The 22,306-nt window shown below is 38.0% G+C and carries 24 protein-coding genes; 8 read left to right on the forward strand and 16 right to left on the reverse strand.

What is annotated here, in order from left to right:
- Positions 1–4 precede the first annotated feature (4 nt).
- The 4 genes from ACZ9EE_RS08420 to ACZ9EE_RS08435 all read right to left on the reverse strand — a co-directional run bounded on the left by ACZ9EE_RS08420 (position 5) and on the right by ACZ9EE_RS08435 (position 4,616).
- Positions 5–1,306 carry a dihydrolipoamide acetyltransferase family protein gene (locus ACZ9EE_RS08420; protein ID WP_476026174.1) on the reverse strand — a complete coding sequence of 434 codons (1,302 nt, stop codon included), beginning with the start codon at positions 1,304–1,306 and terminating at the stop codon, positions 5–7.
- A gap of 88 nt (positions 1,307–1,394) precedes the next feature.
- Positions 1,395–2,372 carry an alpha-ketoacid dehydrogenase subunit beta gene (locus ACZ9EE_RS08425; RefSeq protein ID WP_476026175.1) on the reverse strand — a complete coding sequence of 326 codons (978 nt, stop codon included), beginning with the start codon at positions 2,370–2,372 and terminating at the stop codon, positions 1,395–1,397.
- A gap of 3 nt (positions 2,373–2,375) precedes the next feature.
- Positions 2,376–3,491: a pyruvate dehydrogenase (acetyl-transferring) E1 component subunit alpha gene (pdhA, locus tag ACZ9EE_RS08430; RefSeq protein WP_476026176.1), complete on the reverse strand. Its 1,116-nt coding sequence runs from the start codon at positions 3,489–3,491 to the stop codon at positions 2,376–2,378.
- A 465-nt stretch (positions 3,492–3,956) separates the two neighbouring features.
- Entirely contained in the window at positions 3,957–4,616 is a 660-nt protein-coding gene (locus ACZ9EE_RS08435) for a YkyA family protein (RefSeq protein WP_476026177.1), read from the reverse strand.
- A gap of 177 nt (positions 4,617–4,793) precedes the next feature.
- On the opposite strand from ACZ9EE_RS08435, the gene def reads away from it, so the two are divergent.
- The 3 genes from def (at position 4,794) to rnjA (ending at position 7,679) form a co-directional block, all read left to right on the forward strand.
- Positions 4,794–5,348 carry a peptide deformylase gene (def, locus tag ACZ9EE_RS08440; protein WP_476026178.1) on the forward strand — a complete coding sequence of 185 codons (555 nt, stop codon included), beginning with the start codon at positions 4,794–4,796 and terminating at the stop codon, positions 5,346–5,348.
- Between the two features lie 447 nt (positions 5,349–5,795).
- Entirely contained in the window at positions 5,796–6,008 is a 213-nt protein-coding gene (locus ACZ9EE_RS08445; protein ID WP_476026179.1) for a DNA-dependent RNA polymerase subunit epsilon, read from the forward strand.
- 3 nt (positions 6,009–6,011) lie between these two features.
- The gene (gene rnjA, locus ACZ9EE_RS08450; RefSeq protein WP_476026180.1) at positions 6,012–7,679 is read left to right on the forward strand and encodes a ribonuclease J1; all 1,668 of its coding nucleotides are present in this window, start codon (positions 6,012–6,014) and stop codon (positions 7,677–7,679) included.
- 57 nt (positions 7,680–7,736) lie between these two features.
- Here rnjA and ACZ9EE_RS08455 read toward each other — a convergent pair whose 3' ends face one another.
- From ACZ9EE_RS08455 to ACZ9EE_RS08510, 12 genes are all read right to left on the reverse strand, one after another.
- The gene (locus ACZ9EE_RS08455) at positions 7,737–8,396 is read right to left on the reverse strand and encodes a potassium channel family protein (RefSeq protein WP_476026181.1); all 660 of its coding nucleotides are present in this window, start codon (positions 8,394–8,396) and stop codon (positions 7,737–7,739) included.
- A 65-nt stretch (positions 8,397–8,461) separates the two neighbouring features.
- Positions 8,462–9,373, reverse strand: coding sequence for a DUF4349 domain-containing protein (locus ACZ9EE_RS08460; RefSeq protein WP_476026182.1), 912 nt, complete (start codon positions 9,371–9,373; stop codon positions 8,462–8,464).
- A 246-nt stretch (positions 9,374–9,619) separates the two neighbouring features.
- Positions 9,620–10,075, reverse strand: a complete 456-nt coding sequence (locus ACZ9EE_RS08465) for a TlpA disulfide reductase family protein (protein WP_476026183.1) — start codon at positions 10,073–10,075, stop codon at positions 9,620–9,622.
- 60 nt (positions 10,076–10,135) lie between these two features.
- The gene (locus tag ACZ9EE_RS08470) at positions 10,136–10,684 is read right to left on the reverse strand and encodes a peroxiredoxin (RefSeq protein ID WP_476026184.1); all 549 of its coding nucleotides are present in this window, start codon (positions 10,682–10,684) and stop codon (positions 10,136–10,138) included.
- A 279-nt stretch (positions 10,685–10,963) separates the two neighbouring features.
- Positions 10,964–12,088, reverse strand: a complete 1,125-nt coding sequence (locus ACZ9EE_RS08475; RefSeq protein WP_476032903.1) for an N-acetyldiaminopimelate deacetylase — start codon at positions 12,086–12,088, stop codon at positions 10,964–10,966.
- 70 nt (positions 12,089–12,158) lie between these two features.
- A complete protein-coding gene (gene dapD, locus ACZ9EE_RS08480; RefSeq protein ID WP_476026185.1) occupies positions 12,159–12,887 on the reverse strand; it encodes a 2,3,4,5-tetrahydropyridine-2,6-dicarboxylate N-acetyltransferase in 729 nt (242 codons plus the stop codon).
- A 53-nt stretch (positions 12,888–12,940) separates the two neighbouring features.
- A complete protein-coding gene (locus ACZ9EE_RS08485; protein WP_476026186.1) occupies positions 12,941–13,828 on the reverse strand; it encodes a LysR family transcriptional regulator in 888 nt (295 codons plus the stop codon).
- 12 nt (positions 13,829–13,840) lie between these two features.
- Complete coding sequence (locus tag ACZ9EE_RS08490; RefSeq protein ID WP_476026187.1) at positions 13,841–15,361, reverse strand: MDR family MFS transporter; 1,521 nt, start codon at positions 15,359–15,361, stop codon at positions 13,841–13,843.
- 57 nt (positions 15,362–15,418) lie between these two features.
- Positions 15,419–15,862 (reverse strand): cyclic-di-AMP-binding protein CbpB, encoded by a 444-nt coding sequence (gene cbpB, locus ACZ9EE_RS08495; protein WP_476026188.1) that lies wholly within the window; start codon positions 15,860–15,862, stop codon positions 15,419–15,421.
- Between the two features lie 115 nt (positions 15,863–15,977).
- Positions 15,978–16,214 (reverse strand): YkuJ family protein, encoded by a 237-nt coding sequence (locus ACZ9EE_RS08500; protein ID WP_098526949.1) that lies wholly within the window; start codon positions 16,212–16,214, stop codon positions 15,978–15,980.
- A 218-nt stretch (positions 16,215–16,432) separates the two neighbouring features.
- Complete coding sequence (locus ACZ9EE_RS08505; RefSeq protein ID WP_476026189.1) at positions 16,433–16,669, reverse strand: hypothetical protein; 237 nt, start codon at positions 16,667–16,669, stop codon at positions 16,433–16,435.
- 72 nt (positions 16,670–16,741) lie between these two features.
- On the reverse strand, positions 16,742–17,953 hold the full coding sequence (locus ACZ9EE_RS08510) for an EAL-associated domain-containing protein (protein WP_476026190.1): 1,212 nt from the start codon (positions 17,951–17,953) through the stop codon (positions 16,742–16,744).
- Positions 17,954–18,092: 139 nt separating this feature from the next.
- Here ACZ9EE_RS08510 and ACZ9EE_RS08515 point away from each other — a divergent pair, with 139 nt between their 5' ends.
- The 5 genes from ACZ9EE_RS08515 (at position 18,093) to ACZ9EE_RS08535 (ending at position 22,298) form a co-directional block, all read left to right on the forward strand.
- Positions 18,093–18,944 carry a C39 family peptidase gene (locus tag ACZ9EE_RS08515; protein ID WP_476026191.1) on the forward strand — a complete coding sequence of 284 codons (852 nt, stop codon included), beginning with the start codon at positions 18,093–18,095 and terminating at the stop codon, positions 18,942–18,944.
- Between the two features lie 142 nt (positions 18,945–19,086).
- A complete protein-coding gene (locus tag ACZ9EE_RS08520; RefSeq protein ID WP_476026192.1) occupies positions 19,087–19,956 on the forward strand; it encodes a metallophosphoesterase in 870 nt (289 codons plus the stop codon).
- A gap of 99 nt (positions 19,957–20,055) precedes the next feature.
- Positions 20,056–20,535, forward strand: a complete 480-nt coding sequence (locus ACZ9EE_RS08525) for a YkyB family protein (RefSeq protein ID WP_476026193.1) — start codon at positions 20,056–20,058, stop codon at positions 20,533–20,535.
- A 244-nt stretch (positions 20,536–20,779) separates the two neighbouring features.
- Positions 20,780–20,980, forward strand: coding sequence for a hypothetical protein (locus ACZ9EE_RS08530; RefSeq protein WP_476026194.1), 201 nt, complete (start codon positions 20,780–20,782; stop codon positions 20,978–20,980).
- Between the two features lie 163 nt (positions 20,981–21,143).
- Positions 21,144–22,298, forward strand: coding sequence for an aminotransferase A (locus ACZ9EE_RS08535; protein ID WP_476026195.1), 1,155 nt, complete (start codon positions 21,144–21,146; stop codon positions 22,296–22,298).
- Positions 22,299–22,306 lie beyond the last annotated feature (8 nt).

Consider the following 22,306-nt stretch of genomic DNA (forward strand, 5'->3'; position numbering starts at 1 on the left):
TTTCTTACGCCTCCATTAACAATAGTTCTGGATCGTTTAATAAACGTTTGATATGATTCATAGCATTTTGAGCAGTCGCACCATCAATCATGCGGTGGTCAAAGCTTAAAGATAATGCTAATACTGGTGCCGCTACAATTTCACCGTTGCGGACGATAGGTTTTTCAGCAATTCGACCTACGCCTAAAATAGCCACTTCAGGATGGTTAATTACTGGAGTAAACCATTGGCCGCCAGCTGATCCAATGTTTGAAATTGTGCAAGAAGCACCCTTCATTTCATTTGGAGCAAGTTTACCTTCACGTGCTTTACCAGCTAATTCGTTAATTTCATTAGAAATGGTAAACACAGACTTGCGGTCAGCGTCTTTTACAACTGGAACTAACAAACCTTTTTCAGTGTCGGCAGCAATACCAATGTTGTAATAATGCTTATGAATGATCTCGTTTGTTGCATCGTCAAGAGAAGTATTTAATACAGGGAACTCTCTTAATGCACTAGTCAATGCCTTTACCACATATGGTAAGAAGGTTAGTTTAATTCCTTTTGCAGCCGCTACTTCTTTAAACTTCTTACGGTGTGCAACAAGTTTCGTTACATCGATTTCGTCCATTAATGTAACGTGCGGAGCAGTGTGCTTAGAATTAACCATTGCCTTAGCAATTGCCTTACGAATACCGCTCATTTTTTCACGTGTTTCTGGATATTCGCCTTGTGGAATTGGTGTTGCAGCTTTTGGAGCTTCTGCCTTAGCTTCTGCAGCAGCCGGTGCTGTCACTTCTTGAGCTGGAGCAGCTGCGCCGCCGCTTAAGAAAGCATCAATATCGTTTTTAAGTACACGTCCGTTTTCACCAGTACCAGCTACCAGACGAATTTCTACACCTTTTTCACGTGCATATTTACGGACAGAAGGCATAGCAATAATACGACGATTTGGATCTACTTCAGCTTGTGGTACACTTTGAGCTGCTGGAGCTGCCGCTTCTTGTGCAGGAGCTGCTGGAGCCTCAGCTTGTTTTGGTGCTTCTTCGGCATGATCATCGCCTTTAAATTGTAAGTTTTCATATCCTGGAGCATCAAATGTAACTAGAACTTGACCAACTGTCGCTACCGTTCCTTCTCCAACTAATACTTCTTGAACAGTACCCTCTACTGGGGATGGAATTTCAACTACAGCTTTATCATTTTGAATTTCACATAGGACATCATCTTCTTGGACCTTATCACCTGGCTTTACAAACCATTTGACGATTTCACCTTCGTGAATACCTTCACCAATATCCGGCATTTTAAATTGAAATGACACAGAGATTCATCTCCTATTATTCATATATTTTAGTCAATTACCTAAGGATGGGAAAAGAAAATACTTTTCCCATATAAAATAGTTGTTATTAAAAAGTTAATACTTTTTTAGCAGTTTCGAGAACATCCTTGTAGTTAGGAAGCCATACTGATTCCGCTTGTGGGAATGGGAATACTGTATCTGGTGCAGCAACACGTAATACAGGTGCCTCCAAGCTTAAAATAGCACGATCATTAATTTCAGCAACAACATGTGCAGCAACACCTGCTTGTTTTTGCGCTTCTTGAACAACGATCGCACGACCAGTTTTCTCAACCGAAGCAATAATTGTCTCAATATCAATTGGGCTTACAGTACGTAAGTCAATAACCTCTGCAGAATATCCTTCTTTTTCTAATTCTTCCGCTGCTTTTAATGACTCATGAACCATTGCACCGTAAGTAATAATGGATACATCAGTTCCTTCACGCTTCACTTCAGCTTTCCCTAGTGGGATAGTGTATTCCTCTTCAGGAACCTCTTGACGGAAAGAACGGTACAGTTTCATATGCTCAAGGAAAATAACCGGATCATTATCACGAATTGCAGAAATAAGAAGTCCTTTTGCATCATATGGAGTGGATGGAATAACTACCTTGACTCCAGGAGTTTGAGCCATAAGGCCTTCTAAGCTGTCCGCGTGCATATCAGGAGTATGTACGCCTCCGCCAAATGGCGAGCGAATGGTAACCGGAGCACTGTATCTTCCACCTGAACGATAACGTTGACGAGCTAATTGACCAGCAATGGAATCCATTACTTCAAACACGAAACCAAAAAATTGAATTTCCGGAACAGGGCGGAAGCCTTGTAAACTTAGACCTACTGCTAAACCGCCAATTCCTGATTCAGCAAGGGGCGTGTCAAATACGCGATCTTCACCAAATTCTTGGTGCAACCCTTCAGTTGCACGGAATACACCACCGTTTACGCCTACGTCTTCACCGAAAACTAATACATTCGGATCATTACGCAATTCCGTACGTAATGCATCTGTTATTGCTTGAATCATTGTCATTTGAGCCATGGCTTACTTCGACTCCTTTTCTTTATATAATTCATATTGCTCTTTTAAAGTATCAGGCATTTCTTCATACATAATAGACATTAAATCAGTTACCTTTTGTTTAGGTGCTGCATCAGCTTGTTTAAGAGCTTCTTTAATATCTTCTTTTGCTTGCTCAATTACTTCTGTTTCTTTTTCTTCACTCCATAATCCCTTGTTTTCAAGGAACTTACGGAAACGGACAAGTGGATCCTTCTTTTCCCACTCATTATCAAGATCTGCTGTACGGTAACGAGTTGGGTCATCCCCAGCCATTGTATGTGGACCATAACGGTAAGTTAAAGTTTCAATTAGAGTAGGACCTTCGCCATTAATTGCACGTACGCGTGCTTCGCGAGTTGCCGCATAAACTGCTAATGGATCCATACCATCTACCACGATACCAGGAATACCAGCAGCAACAGCTTTTTGCGCTAATGTTTTTGCTGCTGTTTGCTTTTCACGTGGTGTTGAAATCGCAAATTGGTTATTTTGAATAACAAAGATAGCTGGAGCTTTGTATGCCCCTGCAAAGTTGATTCCTTCATAGAAATCCCCTTGTGATGTTCCACCATCACCTGTATAGGTAATTGCAACAGCCTTAGTACCGCGCTTCTTCATACCTAGTGCTACCCCAGCAGTTTGAACATACTGAGCACCAATGATAATTTGAGGATGAAGTACGTTTACACCTTCAGGGATATTCATACCTTGGAAATGTCCTCTAGACCATAAAAATGCTTGTGATAATGGGAGGCCATGCCAAACGATTTGCGGCACATCACGATATCCAGGAAGGATAAAGTCTTCAGTTTCAAGCGCAAATTGTGAAGCAAGCTGTGATGCTTCTTGCCCAGCTGTTGGAGCATAGAAACCTAATCTTCCTTGACGGTTTAAAGAAATAGAACGCTGATCTAGAATTCTAGTGTAAACCATCCGGCGCATTAATTCTTGAAGCTGTTCATCAGTAAGGTCAGGCATTGCCGCTTCGTTGACAACCTCACCTTGTTCATTAAGGATTTGAAGTGTTTGAAATTGTTCTTCTACAGCTTCGAGTGCTTTGTTGGCATCAAGCTGGGCATTCTTAAGTTTAGAAGCCATTATGTCATCTCTTCCTTTCTTTTTAGGGCCTATTTTTAAAAAATCCACTATTTTAGATTACCCAAAAATTGCGATTAAACATCTTGTATTTGGTTCATCTATTTCGATATTACATAAGGTTTGACGGCCTTGATTGGGATGGATACATACTATGAACTAGTGTCTCACAGAAAAGGTAAGAAAAAACGAAAGTTCTTTTTCCATAACATATTATTCTGTATCACTATTTTATGTAACATCATTAGTACAACTTTTATCACACTTCTGAGTTTACAACTTTTACTTTATGTCGTCAAATACTAAGTTTCATTATTTTTCATTCAATAACTTATATTTAAAATCAACTTTACCGAGTAACTGTATCACTAAATCACGCAAACTGTTATATATAATGTCACAATTTAGACACTTGTTATAATATAGAAAAAATCGGCTGTTAATCAGCCGATTCAAGATCATTCTTCTTCACTTAGTTTTTAGTCCTGCCTTTTTATAAAATGAAAGTTTTTTTTCATTATATTGTTCCGTATATTTATTAAATTGCTCATTTGCAGCGTATACCATTTTATATGATTCATTCAGCTTATTAATTTGAGCCTCAAGATCCTCTAAGGGTAGATTTTTATTTTTAAACATTTGATATAATTGTTTATCATATTGGAGAGCCTCAGAGTATTGCTTATACAAATCTCTATGTGCTTCATATCTTTTCATCATAATACCATAAAGATCATTAGCCAATTTCTTTAGTCCAGGGTCCTCTATTTGCTCTTTAAGATCAGCAACTTTTGAAAATTCCTGTTCTGATTCTTTTAGGCTTGTCGTTTCTTTCTCTAGGTGCTCTTTTCGTTTATCTGCTAAGGCAAGAGCTTCATCAGAAAGTTTGACAATCTGATCATATTCTTTCATACCTTGTTTTATAATTTGGTCATATACAGCCTTTTCTTGTTTTTCTAAAGCAACTAATGGTTCTTGCTGTTCATCAAATACCTTTTCCTTATTGACAACATTTTCTAAGACATCATACATTTTCTCAGGCGGGGTCTTTTTTTGTGTACATCCTGACAAAGTGAAAATTATTGCCACGACTATTAAGAGAATGGTGCTTCTTCCTTTGAGTAACAATTTCCAACCTCCTTACTTCTGCAATTCCTACTATATCGGTATAAAGTTTGTTTGACAATATCCTAATCACCATTAGACAAGCAAAATTCAAAAGTAAACACTTATTAACATTTTGTCTATTGTTTGATAGACTAATGCTGGTGACTTAACTTTATGGAACTTTAGGAGTGAATGTTCATGTTAACAATGGAGGATATCATTCGAGACGGGCATCCTACCCTTCGAAAAGTAGCAGCGGAGGTAGTCCTGCCGCCATCCGAAGAGGATAAACAAATCTTAGCCAGTCTTTTAGAATACGTAATAAACAGTCAAAACAGTGAAATTGCTACAAGATATAGCCTTCGTCCAGGGATTGGTTTAGCTGCTCCGCAAATAAACGTGTCAAAAAGAATGATTGCCGTACATCTCACAGATGATAAAGGAACTTTATACAGCTATGCTTTATTTAACCCCAAGATCGTCAGTCATTCAGTTGAGAAGGCCTACCTTCAGTCCGGGGAAGGCTGCTTGTCTGTTGATGAAGCTATTCCGGGATATGTTCCAAGGTATGCCCGGATTACTGTAAAAGGAGTAACTCTTGAGGGTGAGGAAGTCAAACTTCGTCTGAAAGGTCTGCCGGCAATCTGTTTCCAGCATGAAATTGACCACCTTAATGGCATCATGTTTTATGACTATATCGATAAAAAGGATCCTTTAAAACCGGTCGAAGGAGCAATCCCCATAGAAAGATAAGACACTGGCCTTTCCATTAGGCCGGTGTTTTTTTGTTCAATATTCTTCCATCTTATACCATGAAAGAATACCTATTTTCCTCATATAATAATAGTAAAAAAATATCTACGGTAAAAAAATTTCAATTATCTGCCATAGCCTGCTTTACTTTGGACAAGGTTCGTATAAAATAAAGGTAAGGAGATGATCCACTATGTTAAAGAAGCTAAGAAAGAAGCTCTTAAAACAGTGGAACGATTTACTTAGAAAAAAATCTATTGCCTAATTTATTCAAGGGCCCTTCAAACTTGCGAAGGGCTCCTTCATTATTGTAAATTGTAGTAATATGATTTAAATTTACATACTTTTCATATATAGTCCACGGAGTCCCCAAAGAAAATAAATGAAAAAGATGAAAATATTTTATATAATATAAAAAGTTATGATTCAGTAAGGAGCGAATTTGTCATGGTATTTAAAGTGTATTATCAAGAAAAAGTTACAGAAGTTCCCGTTAGAGAAAACACTAAAACCATCTTTGTTGAAGGTGAATCGGTAAGAGATGTACGAAAAAAAATTGCTGACCGCGGTTTTAATGTGGAACATGTACAAGAAGTTAAAGGAGCTTATTTAGAATACGAACAACAAAATGAAGACTTTAAAGTATTGGAGATTGGATAATTTATGAAATTTGTCAAAAATGATCAAACTGCTGTTTTTGCCTTGGGTGGTTTAGGTGAAATAGGCAAAAACACCTATGCAGTTCAGTTCCAAGATGAAATTATATTAATCGATGCCGGTATTAAATTCCCGGAGGATGAATTATTAGGAATCGATTATGTTATCCCAGATTACACCTATTTAGTTAAAAATGAAGAAAAAATCAAAGGATTATTTGTAACCCACGGACACGAAGACCATATTGGCGGTATCCCTTATTTACTTCGTGAAATAAATATTCCGATTTATGGCGGCAAACTGGCCCTTGGGTTAATTAAAAATAAATTAGAAGAGCACGGATTATTACGAAATGCTAAACTGATTGAAATTAAAGAAGACGATATCATTAAGTTCCGCAAAACATCCGTTACGTTTTTCCGGACCACCCACAGTATTCCTGATTCCTATGGTATTGTTGTAAAAACCCCTCCAGGCCAAATAGTTCATACAGGTGACTTTAAATTTGATTTTACCCCCGTAGGCGAACCTGCTAATTTAACCAAAATGGCTGAAATAGGCAAAGAAGGGGTTCTGTGCTTACTCTCGGATAGTACTAACAGTGAAATTCCTGATTTCACAATGTCCGAGCGCCGTGTGGGTGAAAGTATCCAAGATATTTTCAGAAAAGTGGATGGCCGGATTATCTTTGCAACCTTTGCATCCAACATTCACAGACTACAGCAAGTAGTAGAAGCAGCCGTTGTGAACGGACGAAAAGTTGCTGTGTTTGGCCGGAGCATGGAAGCAGCTATTAATATCGGACTTGAGTTAGGCTATATTATGGCCCCTAAAGAGACATTTATCGAATCAAATCAAATTAACAGATTACCTGCTGATAAAGTGACAATACTTTGTACAGGCAGTCAGGGTGAACCAATGGCAGCACTATCTAGGATTGCAAATGGAACCCACAGACAAATTCAAATTATTCCTGGTGATACGGTGGTCTTCTCGTCTTCTCCGATTCCAGGGAACACCATTAGCGTTAGCAGGACGATAAATATGTTGTACCGCGCCGGCGCAGAAGTGATCCATGGTAAGTTAAGTAATATTCATACTTCCGGACACGGTGGACAAGAAGAACAAAAATTAATGCTGCGCTTGATTAAGCCTAAATTCTTTATGCCTATCCACGGTGAATATCGGATGCAAAAAATGCATGCCAAACTCGCTGTTGATTGCGGGGTTGAGGAAGAAAATTGTTTTATTATGGACAATGGTGAAGTACTCGCTTTATCTGATTGTACAGCACAAGTTGCTGGAAAAATCCCTTCCGGTTCAGTCTATATTGACGGAAGCGGCGTGGGTGACATCGGAAACATTGTTTTAAGGGACCGCCGTATTCTTTCAGAAGAAGGATTAGTGGTTGTGGTAGTTAGTATCAATATGAAAGAATTTAAAATTTCATCAGGCCCTGACCTTATTTCCCGGGGATTTGTCTACATGAGAGAATCTGGCGATTTAATAAATGACGCTCAGAACCTGATCACCAAACACTTAAATAAAGTGATGGAACGAAAAACGAGCCAATGGTCTGAAATAAAGAATGAGATCACAGATACTCTTGCACCTTTCCTTTATGAAAAGACAAAACGCAGACCAATGATTTTACCAATCATTATGGAAGTATAGAAAATCAGAACAAAAGCGGAAGAGCCAAGGCCTTCCGCTTTTTCTTTTCTTTTTTTTCTATTCTAATACGCGTTTCTCAAACCGATCGATATCTTGATCATTTCCAATGACTATAAGTATATCATTGCTATGAATGGTTTCTTTTGCTTGAGGAGAAACGATAATCTCTTCTCCTCTTTTAATCGCGACAATATTTAACCCGTACTTTTTTCGTATATCCAAATCCATAATTGTGTTGCCGCTTAGTTTTTTATTTGCAACAATTTCCACAATACTATGTTCTGCAGAAAGCTCAAGATAGTCCAGTACGCTATTAGAAGCCATATTGTTAGCTATCCGTTTTCCCATATCCCTTTCAGGGTGAACGACTTGATCTGCCCCAATTTTCTTAAGCACTTTTCCATGATAATCATTTTGCGCTTTGGCAGTAATACGTGCCACACCTAGTTCTTTCAAAATTAAGGTGGTTAAGATACTTGCTTGAATGTCATCACCGATCGCCACAATCACATGGTCGAAATTACGAATCCCTAAGCTTTTCAAGACATTCTCATCAGTTGTATCACCGACAACTGCATGGGAAGCAATCATGCTATATTGATTGACTCGTTCTTCATTGATATCAATCCCGAGTACTTCCATTCCTTCTTCGCTTAATGTTTGGCATATGCTGCCACCAAACCGTCCAAGGCCAATTACTGCAAAACTTTTTTTCATGTAGAAAAACTCCCCCATATGAATCAAGTCAGTATACATCTTAAAAACACGTTACGTTAAAATATTTACTCCCGCCTGTTGTGGCTTTTTTTCTTATTATAATATAGATACACAAGAAAGCCCAATAAGACGAAGATAATCATAATGGGCAGGTTCCCAAAAATAAACACAACTAACCCCGAAAGTCCTGCCAATAATAAATTTGTACTTTTCATAAATTGTTTTTTCGTTTTTTCCCAAGTATTTAGTTGATCTTTTTCCAGATTAGGAACGACTACTTTCTTTTCATATAGGGTGATGTTCACAGTTGAAAAGGACGTCTGATTTTCTAAATACTTCATTCTTCCTTCGATAATTTCTATTTCTTCTTGAACAGACGCTAAATCCGCAGAAATCTTAAGTAAATCTTCTGTTTTGGCTGCATTTTTCATAAAGCTAAGCAGGCGCTCTTCAACTGCCTTTTTAGACTTTAATCGAGATTCTAGGTCAACATATTCCTCGGTAACGTCTTGCCCGTTAATATTCCTCTGCAGTACCTCAGCGGCCTGCCCTTCAGCATCTGTCAAAAAATCCTGAAAATGTTCTTGAGGAATTCTCAATTTCAAACTACCGCTAACTAGTTCATTCCCATCTTTAGTTACATTCGATTCTGCTATATAACCGCCGTATTTTTTTGCCTTTCTTTCTAGGGTTTGCACCGTTTGTTCAAATTTTTTTACACGCAGCTCTAACTCCGCCTGATAAATGACCATCTGATCATTCACCTTGACTTTGACTGGATTCAGCGATTTTTCTGTTTTACTATCAGTTGAGGTCAATGATTCTGCATTTTTTTCAGACTGACCTGTGTCCATTACTCCTTTACTTTCCGTAGCTATTTTTGCACTTTCATCCTTACTTTCTGAACTGCTGCATCCAGATAAACCAACTAACAACACCATAAACAATATCGATATGGCACTTTTAGACCAGCTCATTTGCTTGGCCCCCTCATTTTCTATTTAAACATATCGACGTTTGTTTATTAGGAAAGTTACATGGTTAAGGCATAAAAAAAGAAGGTGTCCCAAAAGTACACCTCCTTTTTTATACATTCAATTAGTCTGTTGATTTCCGCTCCAAGCGCAAGCGGTTCCCGGGAGTCTTCGCGCCTTCCGCTCCAATCAACAGATTGTGAAAAAAGTTATTCATCAACAATCTTTTGGGTCAGCCTCTTTATAAAATTATTCTGTTTTTTCCAGTTCATCTAGTACACGATTGACGCGCTTTTCAAGCATTTTCATTCCGCTGCCTCCTGCTTGGAAATGGCGGAGTTTGCCTTCACGGTCAAAAACGTAGTAGGCAGGTACATATTGATTCTCAAACGCTTCTGTTAGCTTATGTTGACTGTCAACGAAAATTGGCTGAGTAATTCCATGTTCAGCAGCTACTTTTTTTATTTCCTCAAGGTTCAAATCATCTTCTGAACGAGGCATATGAACTGCAACTACATTTAATTTTTCCTTATACTCATCTCGGAATTGATTGACTTGCGGCATGGCCTCTTTACATAAATGGCAGCTAATAGACCAGAAATGAATTAAAGTTGGTTTCTCACCAACTAAGTCATCTTTTGTTACCTGGCCGTTTAACCATTCGGTTGCACCAGCTAATTCTGGCATTTGTTCGCGTAATTTCATGGTTAGATCCCCTTTTTTTAAAAAAGACCTAACGCATTGGTTAGGTCCATTCTTGATTGATTAAACATTCAATGTCGCTTGTCCTGGTTTCCAGTTGGCTGGGCAAAGACCGCCAGTTTGTAATGCTTGAAGGACACGTAATGTTTCATCTACGTCACGGCCGATATTGTTGTGGTTGACAACCGAATATTTTAATTCACCTTCCGGGTCGATGATGAATAGACCACGAAGAGCTACACCCTCTTCTTCAATTAACACGCCATAATCACGAGAAACTACGTGATTAGTGTCAGCAGCTAAAGAATAATTTAATTGGCCAAGACCATTGTTTTTACGGTCTGTATTAATCCAAGCAAGGTGTGTATGAATAGTGTCAGTAGAAGCACCTACAACTACTGCGTCTAGGTCTTCAAACTCTTCAAAACGGTCAGACATTGCAGTGATTTCCGTTGGACATACAAATGTAAAATCCATTGGATAGAAGAACAATACTGTCCATTTATCATTTTTCATGTTTTCTTCAAGGCTTACTTTTCCAAATTCTTTGTTTGGTAATACGGCTTCCATTTCAAAGCGTGGTGCTTGTTTGCCTACCATGCGTTCTGGCATTAAAAATCCCTCCAAAAAATTATTTAAATGAGATTTTGAACAGCCATTTATATGGGCCATCCTTAACAATCCTCATTATAGGACCAATCCTACATTTGAGTAGAAATTAAATTATGTATTAATAATAACTACTTATTATTAATTATAATCTAAAATTCCCCTTAGTCAGTTTTTCCTATTTCCGTGAGAATAAACGACAATATGTAACATTATTCCTTTTTAATTTTAGCATAATTAACCAAATTGAAGAAAGTAATCTGACTTGCCAATCAGTCATGGTTAGTTGCCCTTAAAGGAGATATAGCTTGTCAAAAGCCTTACAGCTACGTCGATTGCTCCTTCATTTGGATTAAGCTTTGCATGATGGAGTCCATACGGCGAATCAACCCCCAGCCAAAACATTAAACCAGGTATTTCTTTAAGCATATAGCCAAAGTCCTCACCCGTCATGGCCTCCCGACATTCGACCACTGTTATATCTGTTTTATTTCTAATATATTCCATAAATTCCCTTGTTACTGATTCAGTATTGTAGACTTGATGATACATCGAACCATAATCAATACTAGTTTCACACTCATACCCTGTCTCAATCCCTTTAACAAGGGCTTCAATTCGATGTTTTACCCTTTTCATGGCTTCTGGAGATAATGTTCTAATCGTTCCCTCAAGTCTTGCCTTCTCAGCAATAATATTTTGGACGGTGCCGCCCGTTATTTTTCCAATCGTTATCACAGCACTATCTAATGGATCAATATTTCTGGAAATGACTGTTTGCAGCTGGCTGACAAGAGAGCAGGCAGCGACAACCATATCATTTGTTTGATGCGGATAAGCAGCATGACCGCCTTTTCCCTTTAGATCTATAAACAATTCAGATGTATTGGCAAATAATAAACCTTCTTTTAAAGCAATGGTTCCAACAGGATACTCAGGTGCAATGTGAAGGGCAAATATTAAATCAGGCATCCATTCCTGTATTTCTTCCGAATTTAACATAGGTTCTGCTCCACCAGGGCCTTCTTCGGCAGGTTGGAATAGGAACAAAAGATCGTCGTTTATAGGGTTATGAATGAAGTAAGACAGCACACCTAAAGCAATCGTCATATGAAAATCATGACCGCAGGCATGCATCCTTTCATTGAGTGAAGAGGAAAAGTCTAAACCCGTTTCTTCTGTGATGGGCAGACCATCAATATCTGTTCGATAACCTATCGTTTTTGAGGGTTTTATTCCATTAACCTTTACTAGCAATCCAGTTTTCCATTTTTTTATGGAAATGCGGTCTTGCGGGAAAGATTCTATTATTGCTAAAAGATAGCTTTGAGTTTTAAATTCTTGAAAACCAAGTTCTGGAATTTGGTGTAAATCCCTGCGTATTTCGATTAATGATTTCATATTAATATCTCCTTTCTATCCCTATAGAAGAAGCGTGGATTTAGGTCCACGCTTTTACCACTTCATACATGTCCGCCTATAATTGACGAAGCTCTTGCATGATTTCTGTTTTTGATTTTGTCTTTTCATCAATATCTTTAATTTTCTTTGCTGGTGTACCTGCAACAACTGTATAGGGCGGTACATCTTTCGTTACTACTGCACCTGCAGCGACAACAGAGCCTGTACCAACTGTTACACCTTCAAGCACGACTGCGTTAGCACCAATTAGTACATCGTCTTCAATGATAACAGGTTTTGCGGATGGAGGCTCAATTACTCCCGCTAAAACGGTTCCCGCTCCAATATGACAGTTCTTACCGACAGTTGCTCTACCGCCAAGAACTACCCCCATATCGATCATCGTTTTTTCGCCAATAACGGCACCAATATTGATGACGGCTCCCATCATAATAACAGCATTATCACCAATTTCTACCTGGTCACGGATTGTAACCCCTGGCTCAATTCTTGCATTAATGCGTTTTGTGTCTAACAATGGGATGGCTGAATTGCGTCGGTCATTTTCGACCACATAATCTTCAATTTTTTCTTTGTTCGCTTCTAATGCTGCATTAATATCTGCCCATTCACCAAAAACAATACCTGTATTTCCATTAATAAAGGCTTTTGCTTCGTTTCCGAAATCAATACCTTCTAGGTCACCTTTTAAATAAACCTTAACAGGTGTAGATTTTTTACTATTTGCAATAAAAGAAATAATTTCATGTGCATCCATCATTTTTCTAACTTGCCCCCTATTCATGTACTAAAAAATACTTTAACAAACAAAAGGAATGAAAACAAGAAAAAACAACCTTATTCTTCAGAAGATTCGGCGATATATTCCTTGATTAGTTCCATAAATGCATGAACTTGTTTAAGCTGGAATGCTGACTCATATCCTAATAACCAAGTATCTCGTTTGAGCGGTTTATTATTCTCATCCACTAAAGGGATTTTAAAAATGCCCTGATCTGCTTTTCTAAGAGTTATCGATGGTAAAATAGCGTAACCTATGCCATTAAAAGCCATCTGTTTACAAGTTTCTATTTGGTCGACGACAACTGTTCTTTTTGGAGAGGTTTTAAATTTTAGCATCCACCAATCCTGGATTTCCTGATAGTAGTTAGAATCACTTTTAAATTGGATAAAAGGTCGATCCGTCTTTAAAACTTGTTCTGGCTTGGTAATTTCTCGATCAACAAGATAAAGCGGATCATTAAAAAGATGAACTTTTATTCCTTTCCAGTCAGGAGTTCCGCGGATAATCCCAATATGTACCTGATCTTCGTATAAACATTTTAGAATTTCACTGCTCCAGCCTGTTACTAATGAGATTTTCACTTGCGGATATTTATCAATGAATTTCTTTAAAACCTCTGGAAGCCAATTTTGTCCTACGATAGAGGCAACAGCAATTTTTAATGTACCAGATACGCCTTCTTGAAGGGAATCGATCGTTTCACGGACCTTTTCCTGTTTTGTTAAAATCTCGTTTACAAAGTCGATTACATGCTCCCCGGCAGGTGTTAAGGATAACCCCTTTTGTGAGCGGATAAACAATTTAGTTCCCCATTCCTTTTCAATCGTTTGTAAACGTTGTGAAAGGGCTGGCTGCGATACAAACAGCCGCTCTGAAGCCTTTCTCATATTCATTTCCTGAGCTAAAACCGATAATAACTGAAATTCTGATAGGGAGGACAAAGTCAAAACCTCCTAACTTTTTTCTATTGGACTATAATCCACTTTCTTTTTAGGAATAAATAATATTAATAGCATACTGATAACGGCAAAGGTCAATACAACATAATAAACAGAATGTAAAGAGAAGGTCAGCCCTTCTTGTAAAATACTTTTCACCGAAGCAGGCAAATGATTTCGCTCGTCGATCTTTAAAAGTTTATTAGCATCCTCAACTGTTAAAGACTTGTTATTTTCAGTAAAAAAATGAGTCATTCTATTATTAAGAATACCACCTAATAAAGCTGCACCAATCGTATTCCCTAAATTCCGCATAAACATATTTGCGGCGGTTGCGATTCCCCGCTGCTGCCATTCAACGGTGCTTTGAATAGAGACAATGAAAGCTGTAGAAGTAAAACCCATTCCGACACCTATAAGGAAAGAGCCGACTGCTGCCCAAATCGGTCCTGCAGAAGCAGACATCGTTACAAAGGCGACACTGCCCAATACTAAAAAGGCGCCTCCAATAATCGAAGTTTTTCGATATCCGATGTTAATAAGCATTTTTCCAGAAAGGGTAGACGCAATCGGCCAGCCGATTGACATCGTAGTTAACGTAAATCCTGCGACAATCGGTGTTTGTTCCATCACACCTTGAACAAAGGTTGGTAAAAAGCTTGATATCCCAATTAAAATAATCCCAGATGTTAGGGATGTAATATTTGCGATAAAGATGGAGCGTTCCTTCCAGATGGAAAACGGCATTACTGGTTCAGTAGCTTTGCCTTCTTGAATGACAAAGGCTATTAAAGCTACAACCGTTACAATCAGCAACCCGCTCAACTGCCATGACCCCCATGACCAGCGGCTTTCCCCTTCAATAAGAATAAACATAAGAGTCGAAATCGTGACAGTTAAAAGGATCGCCCCCAAATAATCTATCTCGTGCTTTTTCTTTACAACATCTTCGTGAAGGAATAACCATAGACCAACCAATGATAGGAGTCCAAGCGGAATGTTAATCCAAAATACATAATGCCAACTGACATATTGAACGAGTAAACCCCCGACTGCAGGCCCCGTAATAGCTGATATCCCCCAAACGCTAGAGAGATAGCCTTGAATTTTAGCACGTTCCTCAGTAGTATAAATATCGCCTACAATGGTTGTAGCAATTGGTGTTACAGCTCCTGCTCCAAAGCCTTGAATCAACCGAAAAATAATCAGTGTTTTCATGGAACCAGCAAGCCCACATAGAATAGAACCAACCAAAAATATGATAATTCCAATGGTTAAAATAGGTTTTCGCCCAAATAAATCAGAAAGTTTACCATAAATAAGGACTGTAATCGAGTTCATTAAAAGGTATGCAGAGAAAACCCAGCTATATAAGGTAAACCCCCCCAAATCCGCAACAATTGCCGGCATAGCTGTCGAAACAATCGTTGCTTCAATTGCCCCCATAAACATGGCAAGCATGACCGAGGCTAGTACTAGTGACTTTTTGGTTTGCTTTCTTTTCGGAGTTCCAAACGCTTCAATATCGGTACTCATTTCACACCTCTTATCGTAAAAAAATAGAGCCCCCAAATGGGAGCAGAGCGCTAACGGCTATTTTTTATTTCTCTTAACGACTTTACTTAATTGATTTAATACTGTACTTCTTGGTAAAATACCTTCAAAAAAGCCTTCTTCATTTTCAATACAAAGAAATGGTTGGTTTACTAACAAGTCTAAACATTGACTGATAGATGCTGATACTCCCACTCGTGGAATAGAGCTTTTCATCACTTCTTCGACCCGTTTGTTCTCAAGCTGTTCAAATTCTATCCGTTCAAGCCCAAGAATAGAATCCATTATAATAGGGGTGCTGATCAGCCCATGAAGCTTATAATGTGGATCTAAAACAGGTATAGCGGTATAACCGCTTTTCGTTAATACCAATAGGGCATGCTCGAGATTGTTGCCTACTTGCACATGAGCAACGCGCTCAGATGGTATCATTAATTGTTTGATTGTTAATTCTAAGAATTCCCCGCTAGGAAGACTAATCATAAGTCGAATACTCCTCAATTATGTTTTTCTACAGACCTATTCTATCACAGTTTCCAGATGTCCGGGTTAATTTTAAAACCGTTTTCCAAAGAAAAAAAGGAACCCTGAAAGGCTCCTACTGAATTAAATCAAAGATTTCAATTGTAATCATATCAATGTTATCAAATTGGTATCTTTTTGGTTTTTCCTTCTCGTTATAGATTTCCAATTCAAAGGTTTCAGTCTTTGGATGAAAGGTTACCTGACATTTTCTTTCACCATTTACTTCAAAATAACGTTGTGCTGGTTCTCCACTTGTTGATTGTTCCTGAAGGTTTTTTAACCTAGTTAATATACCTTGTAGCTGTGACATCTAATTATCCTCCTTTTAACACAAACAAACTGTCTACAGTTATGTTTCTCATTTGGCATCTTTCTATCCTAGTCAAATGATTTCAAAATTTGACAGCCAAGTTTTTATGCCAATATTAAAAGAATAAGATAATAGACCACATTTGTCCAAATAAAAATGAAGAAATCATAATTTTTTTAACAAAACAAGGAAAAATAGGTACCCTGACAGGGGACCTATCAATAAAATTTAATCGCAAAGAAAAGAATAATAAACAGCGTTAAAGCAAAAAAGATTCCATATGCCAAGAAAATTGGGTTTTTAGTATATGGACTTTTTTGTACATGATCCGAAATTTTTGTATCTAAGTTTCCTTCAACTGTCTTATGCTGTCTGGCAGCGGAAAAGGTGTGTATGAGTGAAAAGGCAAGTACCGCTATAATCAGAATAGAAAGGATATTTTCAAAAAGATTCATGAGCAAGACTCCTTCTAATGAACGTTATCATTAAAATTCCACTTCATAAATCATTCTATACCCTCCCAATCATTACAATAATTGGTCATGTTCAAATAAATACCGATATGAAATATCAATAAATAAATATTCATTGTCGTTCATTGGAAAAGAAAAGGTCCGAATAGTATCGCCTGTTTCAATATCACCATATAAATCGGATAATCTGCCCTTTTGTTCATGCCGCATCTTGATAATATTTTCTAAAAAATACGGCCGCCAACTCCAATTTTTATTTAAGTAAACAGATTGGGTCACCCAGCCATTTTCCCCTTTAAAAATATTGGCTGATTTCTGAAATCCATCTTCATCACATACATACATCCGAAAAGCTATGTCATCCATTTCCTTGATCAACGCCTGAAATAAAGCCTCATATCCTGCCCTTTTATTTCTATTTACAATGTCCTGAACCATGGTTTGAAAATACTCGACTGTAGTATAAACAGCTTCTAATTTTCGCTTTTCATAGGCAATAAAATCATGAAATTTTTCCTTTAGGCGATACTTAAGAAGATCCCGGTTAATAAATTCATCTGTGGGGGGATGTAAATAAAAACCTTGATAGTAGTGTCCGCCATTTTTCCAAGCAAACTGCAGCTGATAACTCATTTCAATATTCTCAAAAAGAAGAGTTGCTCCTATTTTCCTTGCCAAAAGTGACAAGGAGAACAAGACATCATTAAAATTCACCCCAATAGCTGTTGATTTTAGTGCTTGAAGGTTTATTTTTAGAATATCGGGTTCAAGTTGGCCAATCCGCTCAAAATAGTGACTTTCGTCTCCAATACTCGCCATCGCAATTTTTAACCCATAGGTTCGATAATATTGCAGGAGATGATCGAATTGATCTATATCCCCTTGATAATTCCGATCAGAAATTTCTAGAATAATTCGGTTTAAACGGAGTCCCTTTTTTTCAAACTCTAACAACTCTTGTAAAAAAGGCTCCCCATGTCCGTACATTAATAACTCTGCATTTCGGTTCAAAAAGATCAGGATATCCTCGTCAAGATTTAAGACCTTTTCAAGTGCTTTCTTTACTACTAATAAGTCCACTTCATATTTATATTCATCAGGAATTTGATCATCATGAAAAAAAGGTCCCAGACTAATGACATTTCCATTTGATTGGTATCGCCCCAATACTTCGTAAGCAATCACACGCTGCTCATCCGCATTAAATATCGGTTGAAAATAAGGAATGACATTTTCAAGATCCGATAATATTTCCAATGCATCCATCCGACTTCCTCCATCTAATTTTTCTCATAATACCATACGCTTAATTTCCCCATCTCGTTCTTTTCCAAAAGGATACCATTATAGCATCAATGATACAATCATAACCTATAGTCAGTGCTTCCAAAAAGGAGAGTGTTTTGTGAAAGGCCTATACTTATTAACATCAATACTGACTATGATTGGCTGCAGCCACTCAAATACAATTTCAAACCAGCAAGAATCTCAAAAGGTAGAAATCACACGTCCTTCAAACATAAGCAGCAACAGTAAACAGGAACCTGTGCCCGAGAGGATTAACCGTAAATCTTACTCCCTTAATGATTTAACAGAGCGGGTAACGAATGTAGAGGGTCAGAATAAAGTAAACCAAACCGTTGGTACCATTCCAAGAAAGCAATCCACATTACTAAATGTTATATTAATTAAACAAAACCCTGAATTAAGATATGGCTGCGAAGTGACTAGTCTAGCGATGGTCTTAAATTACGCTGGAGTTAAAACAGATAAAATGGATTTATATCGAAGAATTCAGAAAGACCCGGACCCACTCATTAAATCGGCTAGAGGCGATATACTTCGCTGGGGGAACCCTGCTGATGGATTTGTTGGTGACATGACTGGAAGACGTGCAGGCTATGCCGTATTTGATAGACCTATGGTTGCTTTAATCAACCAAAAGCTTCCCGGGAGAGCTGTGAATTTAACAAATCAGCCCTTTGACAGAGTATTAGCACATGTTTCCACAGGTTATCCTGTTGTGGTCTGGACCACTGGAGATTACCGTCTGCCAGATCGCTGGGAAGGCTGGTATCATGGTCAAGAATTCATAAGAACACCACTTGATTTGCACGCAGTGGTATTAGTGGGATATGATACAAATCATGTATATTTAAATGACCCTTTATCCGGCCGAAAACAAGTAAGGGTAAACAAAGAACAATTTATTAAATCATGGAAGGCCTTGAAATCCCGGGCGGTTAGTTATAAATAGAAAGCAGTCTTTTTTGACTGCTTTTTTAGCATTTTTTCACTTTTTTCGAATAAACACATACAAACAACCTTTTTATTTCACAGATAAACGGTTGATGCTGGGTTTAAGGTAGTAATCGTTAAAAGGCAGGATGGTTGAAAATATGATTAAAAAGCAAACAAGAAGAACTTTTTTAAAAAGATTAATGGGTTCATTCCTGACGGTTCTCGGATTAAGTTCTGGCGGCTATTTTTATGCCAATCGAATTGAGCCCTCCCTCTTAGAAATAAAGGAATTGGATATTAACCACCCATTAATCCCAAAAGGTTTTGAAGGAACAAGGATCATTCAATTTAGCGATACTCATCTTGGCTTTCAATACGATATAGAACAATTCAAAAAGTTAGTAAACAAATTGAACGACTTGAATCCGGACATCATATTATTTACAGGTGATTTAATGGATGAACCCAACAAATATTCCAAAATAAATGATTTGGTCCCACTTTTAGACCGATTACATGCACCTCTTGGAAAGTACTGCATTTATGGCAACCATGATCACGGCGGCTATGGTTCAGAAATATATCGGAATATCATGGAGTCTACCAACTTTAAAGTTCTTTTGAACCAGTCCGTTGCTATTAACACAAAAGATGGCAGCCGCTTTTACCTAATTGGAATTGATGATGCGATGTTAGGTAATCCGGACTTACCGTTAGCATTGAAAAATGTAGCAAACAATCATTTTAACCTTTTGTTATCACATGCACCTGACCTTGCAGAGGCAGCTTCACAATATCCTATTCATTGGCAGCTCAGCGGTCACAGTCATGGTGGACAAGTTAAACTGCCAATTCTTGGGGCACTAATAATCCCCCCATTTGCAAAACTATATCCAGAGGGTCTCTATACGATTGAAGGGAAATATCCCTTAACCCTTTATGTTAATAGAGGGATTGGGACAACGCGACTGCCGTTTCGGTTTATGGCTAAACCTGAGCTGACTATCTTTACACTTAAGTCATCCTAAGTAAATGGTACGAAGAGCATGAAAAAATTTTCAACTTATTTCTATTTTCCTAAAAAAAAGGTATAATATAGATGTTTTTACAGAATGAAAGGAGCCCATATGTTGAATCACGATCAGAGTTATCCTCGAACTAAATTAAATCTAACGATTGAGAACCTCTCCCAAGCTGTTTTTATCGTGAATCGTCATGCAAAAACAGCCATTAACCCCAAATTTTTATACAAATTAAAACAGGAATCATTAAAAAAATTGATCGATGAAGGAAAAGCCAGGAAGATTGGTCTCCATTTTTCCGATCACCCGCGAAATAGCCAACAGCAATCCGATGTTCTAGTTGAATGTGGAAAATATACCTTTCATATTCCCCCTACAAAATCAGATTTTCAGGACCTTCCCCATCTCGGGAAACTAGATGGCAGTGTTAGAAATCCCAAGGCGCATATCTCTCTTGGTGCAGCAAAAGCTCTGCTGCAATCCTATACAGGAATGTCTGAATGGGAGAATCAAGCTTCTTCCCCACGAACAAACCAACGAACCTACCAAAAACCTATATTTAAAAAGTTAGGCGAACGTTACTAATGAATCCAAATCAAAGCCAGAAGGTTTTCTGGCTTTTTTTCATTTTTTCGACAATTACCATTGATTTGCTGCCTAAATGCCTTGCTCAGCGATTGAGAGATAAAAGCGATTTCTTATTATTGTTACATCTTCTTGAGAATTTTGTGAACAACTCAAGCGACTCATAGACTACTTAGTGAATTCGAATTACAATAAGGACGGATTAAAATTAAGCAGGATTAAACTAATAAAGAGGTGCTTTACAATGAAGGGAACGGCGATCCTTTTTCAGGAACAGACTATTACGTTTATTGAAGATGTTGAACATTCCTTTTTCGAAAACATTAAAGAACAATGTGATTGCAAAAATTGCACATGCAAACATAATAACAAAACAGTCGACTTCGGATCTGTGTCACCTGTTTTTTGGCACGAAGATGAAATCGACTGGGCATACGGATATTGATTAGTAAATAAAAGTTCATATATAGCCTCCAAAAAAACGGTCTTGATCAACGATTCAGACCGTTTTTTTATTTTGGATTAAGGAAAAAACCCGAATGGTAGAAACTTACCCCCTAAATAGTCTATAATCATGATAATTATCTTAATGGGGAAGGATGTACATAATGGAACACTTAATAAATAAAAGCGTTAAGAACATTGAAATCTCTGGAATTAGAAAATTTTTTAATCTCGTCGCAGATATGGATGATCTTATTTCCTTTACAATTGGACAGCCGGATTTCCCTACTCCTGACCATGTGAAAGCAGCGGGAATACGGGCCATCAAAGAGGACTTTACCTCCTATACTCATAATGCGGGCACGTTTGAATTAAGAAAAGCAGCATGCGAATTTGTAGAAAAAAAATATGATTTACGCTACAAAGCAGAATCAGAAGTCATTGTCACAGTGGGTGCAAGCGAAGCGATTGATATTGCTTTCCGGACGATTCTTGTAGAAGGCTCGGAGGTGCTATTGCCCGGACCTATTTATCCGGGCTATGAGCCGATTATTCGGATGATGGGCGCCGTCCCTGTGCATGTTGATATTCGGAAAAATCAATTCCGGTTTACATTAGAAATGATGAAACCATATATTACAGACAAAACGCGCTGTATTGTCCTGCCCTATCCATCTAATCCTACTGGAGTAAGTCTTTCCAGCAGTGAATTAAAAGAAATTGCCGACTTTGTAAAAGAAAAGGACATTTTTATCCTTGCGGATGAAATCTATAGTGAACTCACCTTTGAGCAAAAACATACTTCCATCGCCAGCTTTATAAAAGAGAAAACGATTGTCATTAACGGGTTATCTAAATCACATTCGATGACAGGCTGGAGAATTGGCTTTTTATTTGCTCCTGAATACCTCAGCAAACATATTTTAAAGGTTCACCAGTATAATGTGTCCTGTGCCAATTCGATCGCCCAAAAAGCAGCGTATGAGGCCTTAACGGCTGGTATCAATGATGCGGATGTAATGAAAGAGGAGTATAGGAAAAGAAGAGAGTATGTAAATAACCGGTTAACCAGCATGGGACTAAAGGTAGTGAAGCCTGATGGTGCCTTTTACTTTTTTGTAAAAATCCCGGACGCGATTGGATTAAATAGTTTTGACTTTGCCCTGAAGCTTGCTCAGGAGACTAAGGTTGCTGTCGTTCCGGGCAGTGCATTTTCGGAATATGGCGAAGGTTTCTTCCGCTTATCATTTGCCTGTTCGATGGCTGATTTAGAACGAGGCCTCAACAAAATGGAGTCCTTCTTTAAACAATGGAAGTAAGAATTTAT

This window comes from Bacillus sp. URHA0034 (genome assembly GCF_056280405.1).

Excerpts from the sequence above, each read along its gene's own strand:
- ACZ9EE_RS08425 (WP_476026175.1), bottom strand. The coding sequence starts at position 2,372 with ATGGCTCAAATGACAATGATTCAAGCAATAACAGATGCATTACGTACG.
- pdhA (WP_476026176.1), bottom strand. The coding sequence starts at position 3,491 with ATGGCTTCTAAACTTAAGAATGCCCAGCTTGATGCCAACAAAGCACTC.
- def (WP_476026178.1), top strand. The coding sequence starts at position 4,794 with ATGTTAACAATGGAGGATATCATTCGAGACGGGCATCCTACCCTTCGA.
- ACZ9EE_RS08445 (WP_476026179.1), top strand. The coding sequence starts at position 5,796 with ATGGTATTTAAAGTGTATTATCAAGAAAAAGTTACAGAAGTTCCCGTT.
- rnjA (WP_476026180.1), top strand. The coding sequence starts at position 6,012 with ATGAAATTTGTCAAAAATGATCAAACTGCTGTTTTTGCCTTGGGTGGT.
- ACZ9EE_RS08455 (WP_476026181.1), bottom strand. The coding sequence starts at position 8,396 with ATGAAAAAAAGTTTTGCAGTAATTGGCCTTGGACGGTTTGGTGGCAGC.
- ACZ9EE_RS08460 (WP_476026182.1), bottom strand. The coding sequence starts at position 9,373 with ATGAGCTGGTCTAAAAGTGCCATATCGATATTGTTTATGGTGTTGTTA.
- ACZ9EE_RS08465 (WP_476026183.1), bottom strand. The coding sequence starts at position 10,075 with ATGAAATTACGCGAACAAATGCCAGAATTAGCTGGTGCAACCGAATGG.
- ACZ9EE_RS08470 (WP_476026184.1), bottom strand. The coding sequence starts at position 10,684 with ATGCCAGAACGCATGGTAGGCAAACAAGCACCACGCTTTGAAATGGAA.
- dapD (WP_476026185.1), bottom strand. The coding sequence starts at position 12,887 with ATGAATAGGGGGCAAGTTAGAAAAATGATGGATGCACATGAAATTATT.
- ACZ9EE_RS08490 (WP_476026187.1), bottom strand. The coding sequence starts at position 15,361 with ATGAGTACCGATATTGAAGCGTTTGGAACTCCGAAAAGAAAGCAAACC.
- cbpB (WP_476026188.1), bottom strand. The coding sequence starts at position 15,862 with ATGATTAGTCTTCCTAGCGGGGAATTCTTAGAATTAACAATCAAACAA.
- ACZ9EE_RS08500 (WP_098526949.1), bottom strand. The coding sequence starts at position 16,214 with ATGTCACAGCTACAAGGTATATTAACTAGGTTAAAAAACCTTCAGGAA.
- ACZ9EE_RS08505 (WP_476026189.1), bottom strand. The coding sequence starts at position 16,669 with ATGAATCTTTTTGAAAATATCCTTTCTATTCTGATTATAGCGGTACTT.
- ACZ9EE_RS08510 (WP_476026190.1), bottom strand. The coding sequence starts at position 17,953 with ATGGATGCATTGGAAATATTATCGGATCTTGAAAATGTCATTCCTTAT.
- ACZ9EE_RS08520 (WP_476026192.1), top strand. The coding sequence starts at position 19,087 with ATGATTAAAAAGCAAACAAGAAGAACTTTTTTAAAAAGATTAATGGGT.
- ACZ9EE_RS08525 (WP_476026193.1), top strand. The coding sequence starts at position 20,056 with ATGTTGAATCACGATCAGAGTTATCCTCGAACTAAATTAAATCTAACG.
- ACZ9EE_RS08530 (WP_476026194.1), top strand. The coding sequence starts at position 20,780 with ATGAAGGGAACGGCGATCCTTTTTCAGGAACAGACTATTACGTTTATT.
- ACZ9EE_RS08535 (WP_476026195.1), top strand. The coding sequence starts at position 21,144 with ATGGAACACTTAATAAATAAAAGCGTTAAGAACATTGAAATCTCTGGA.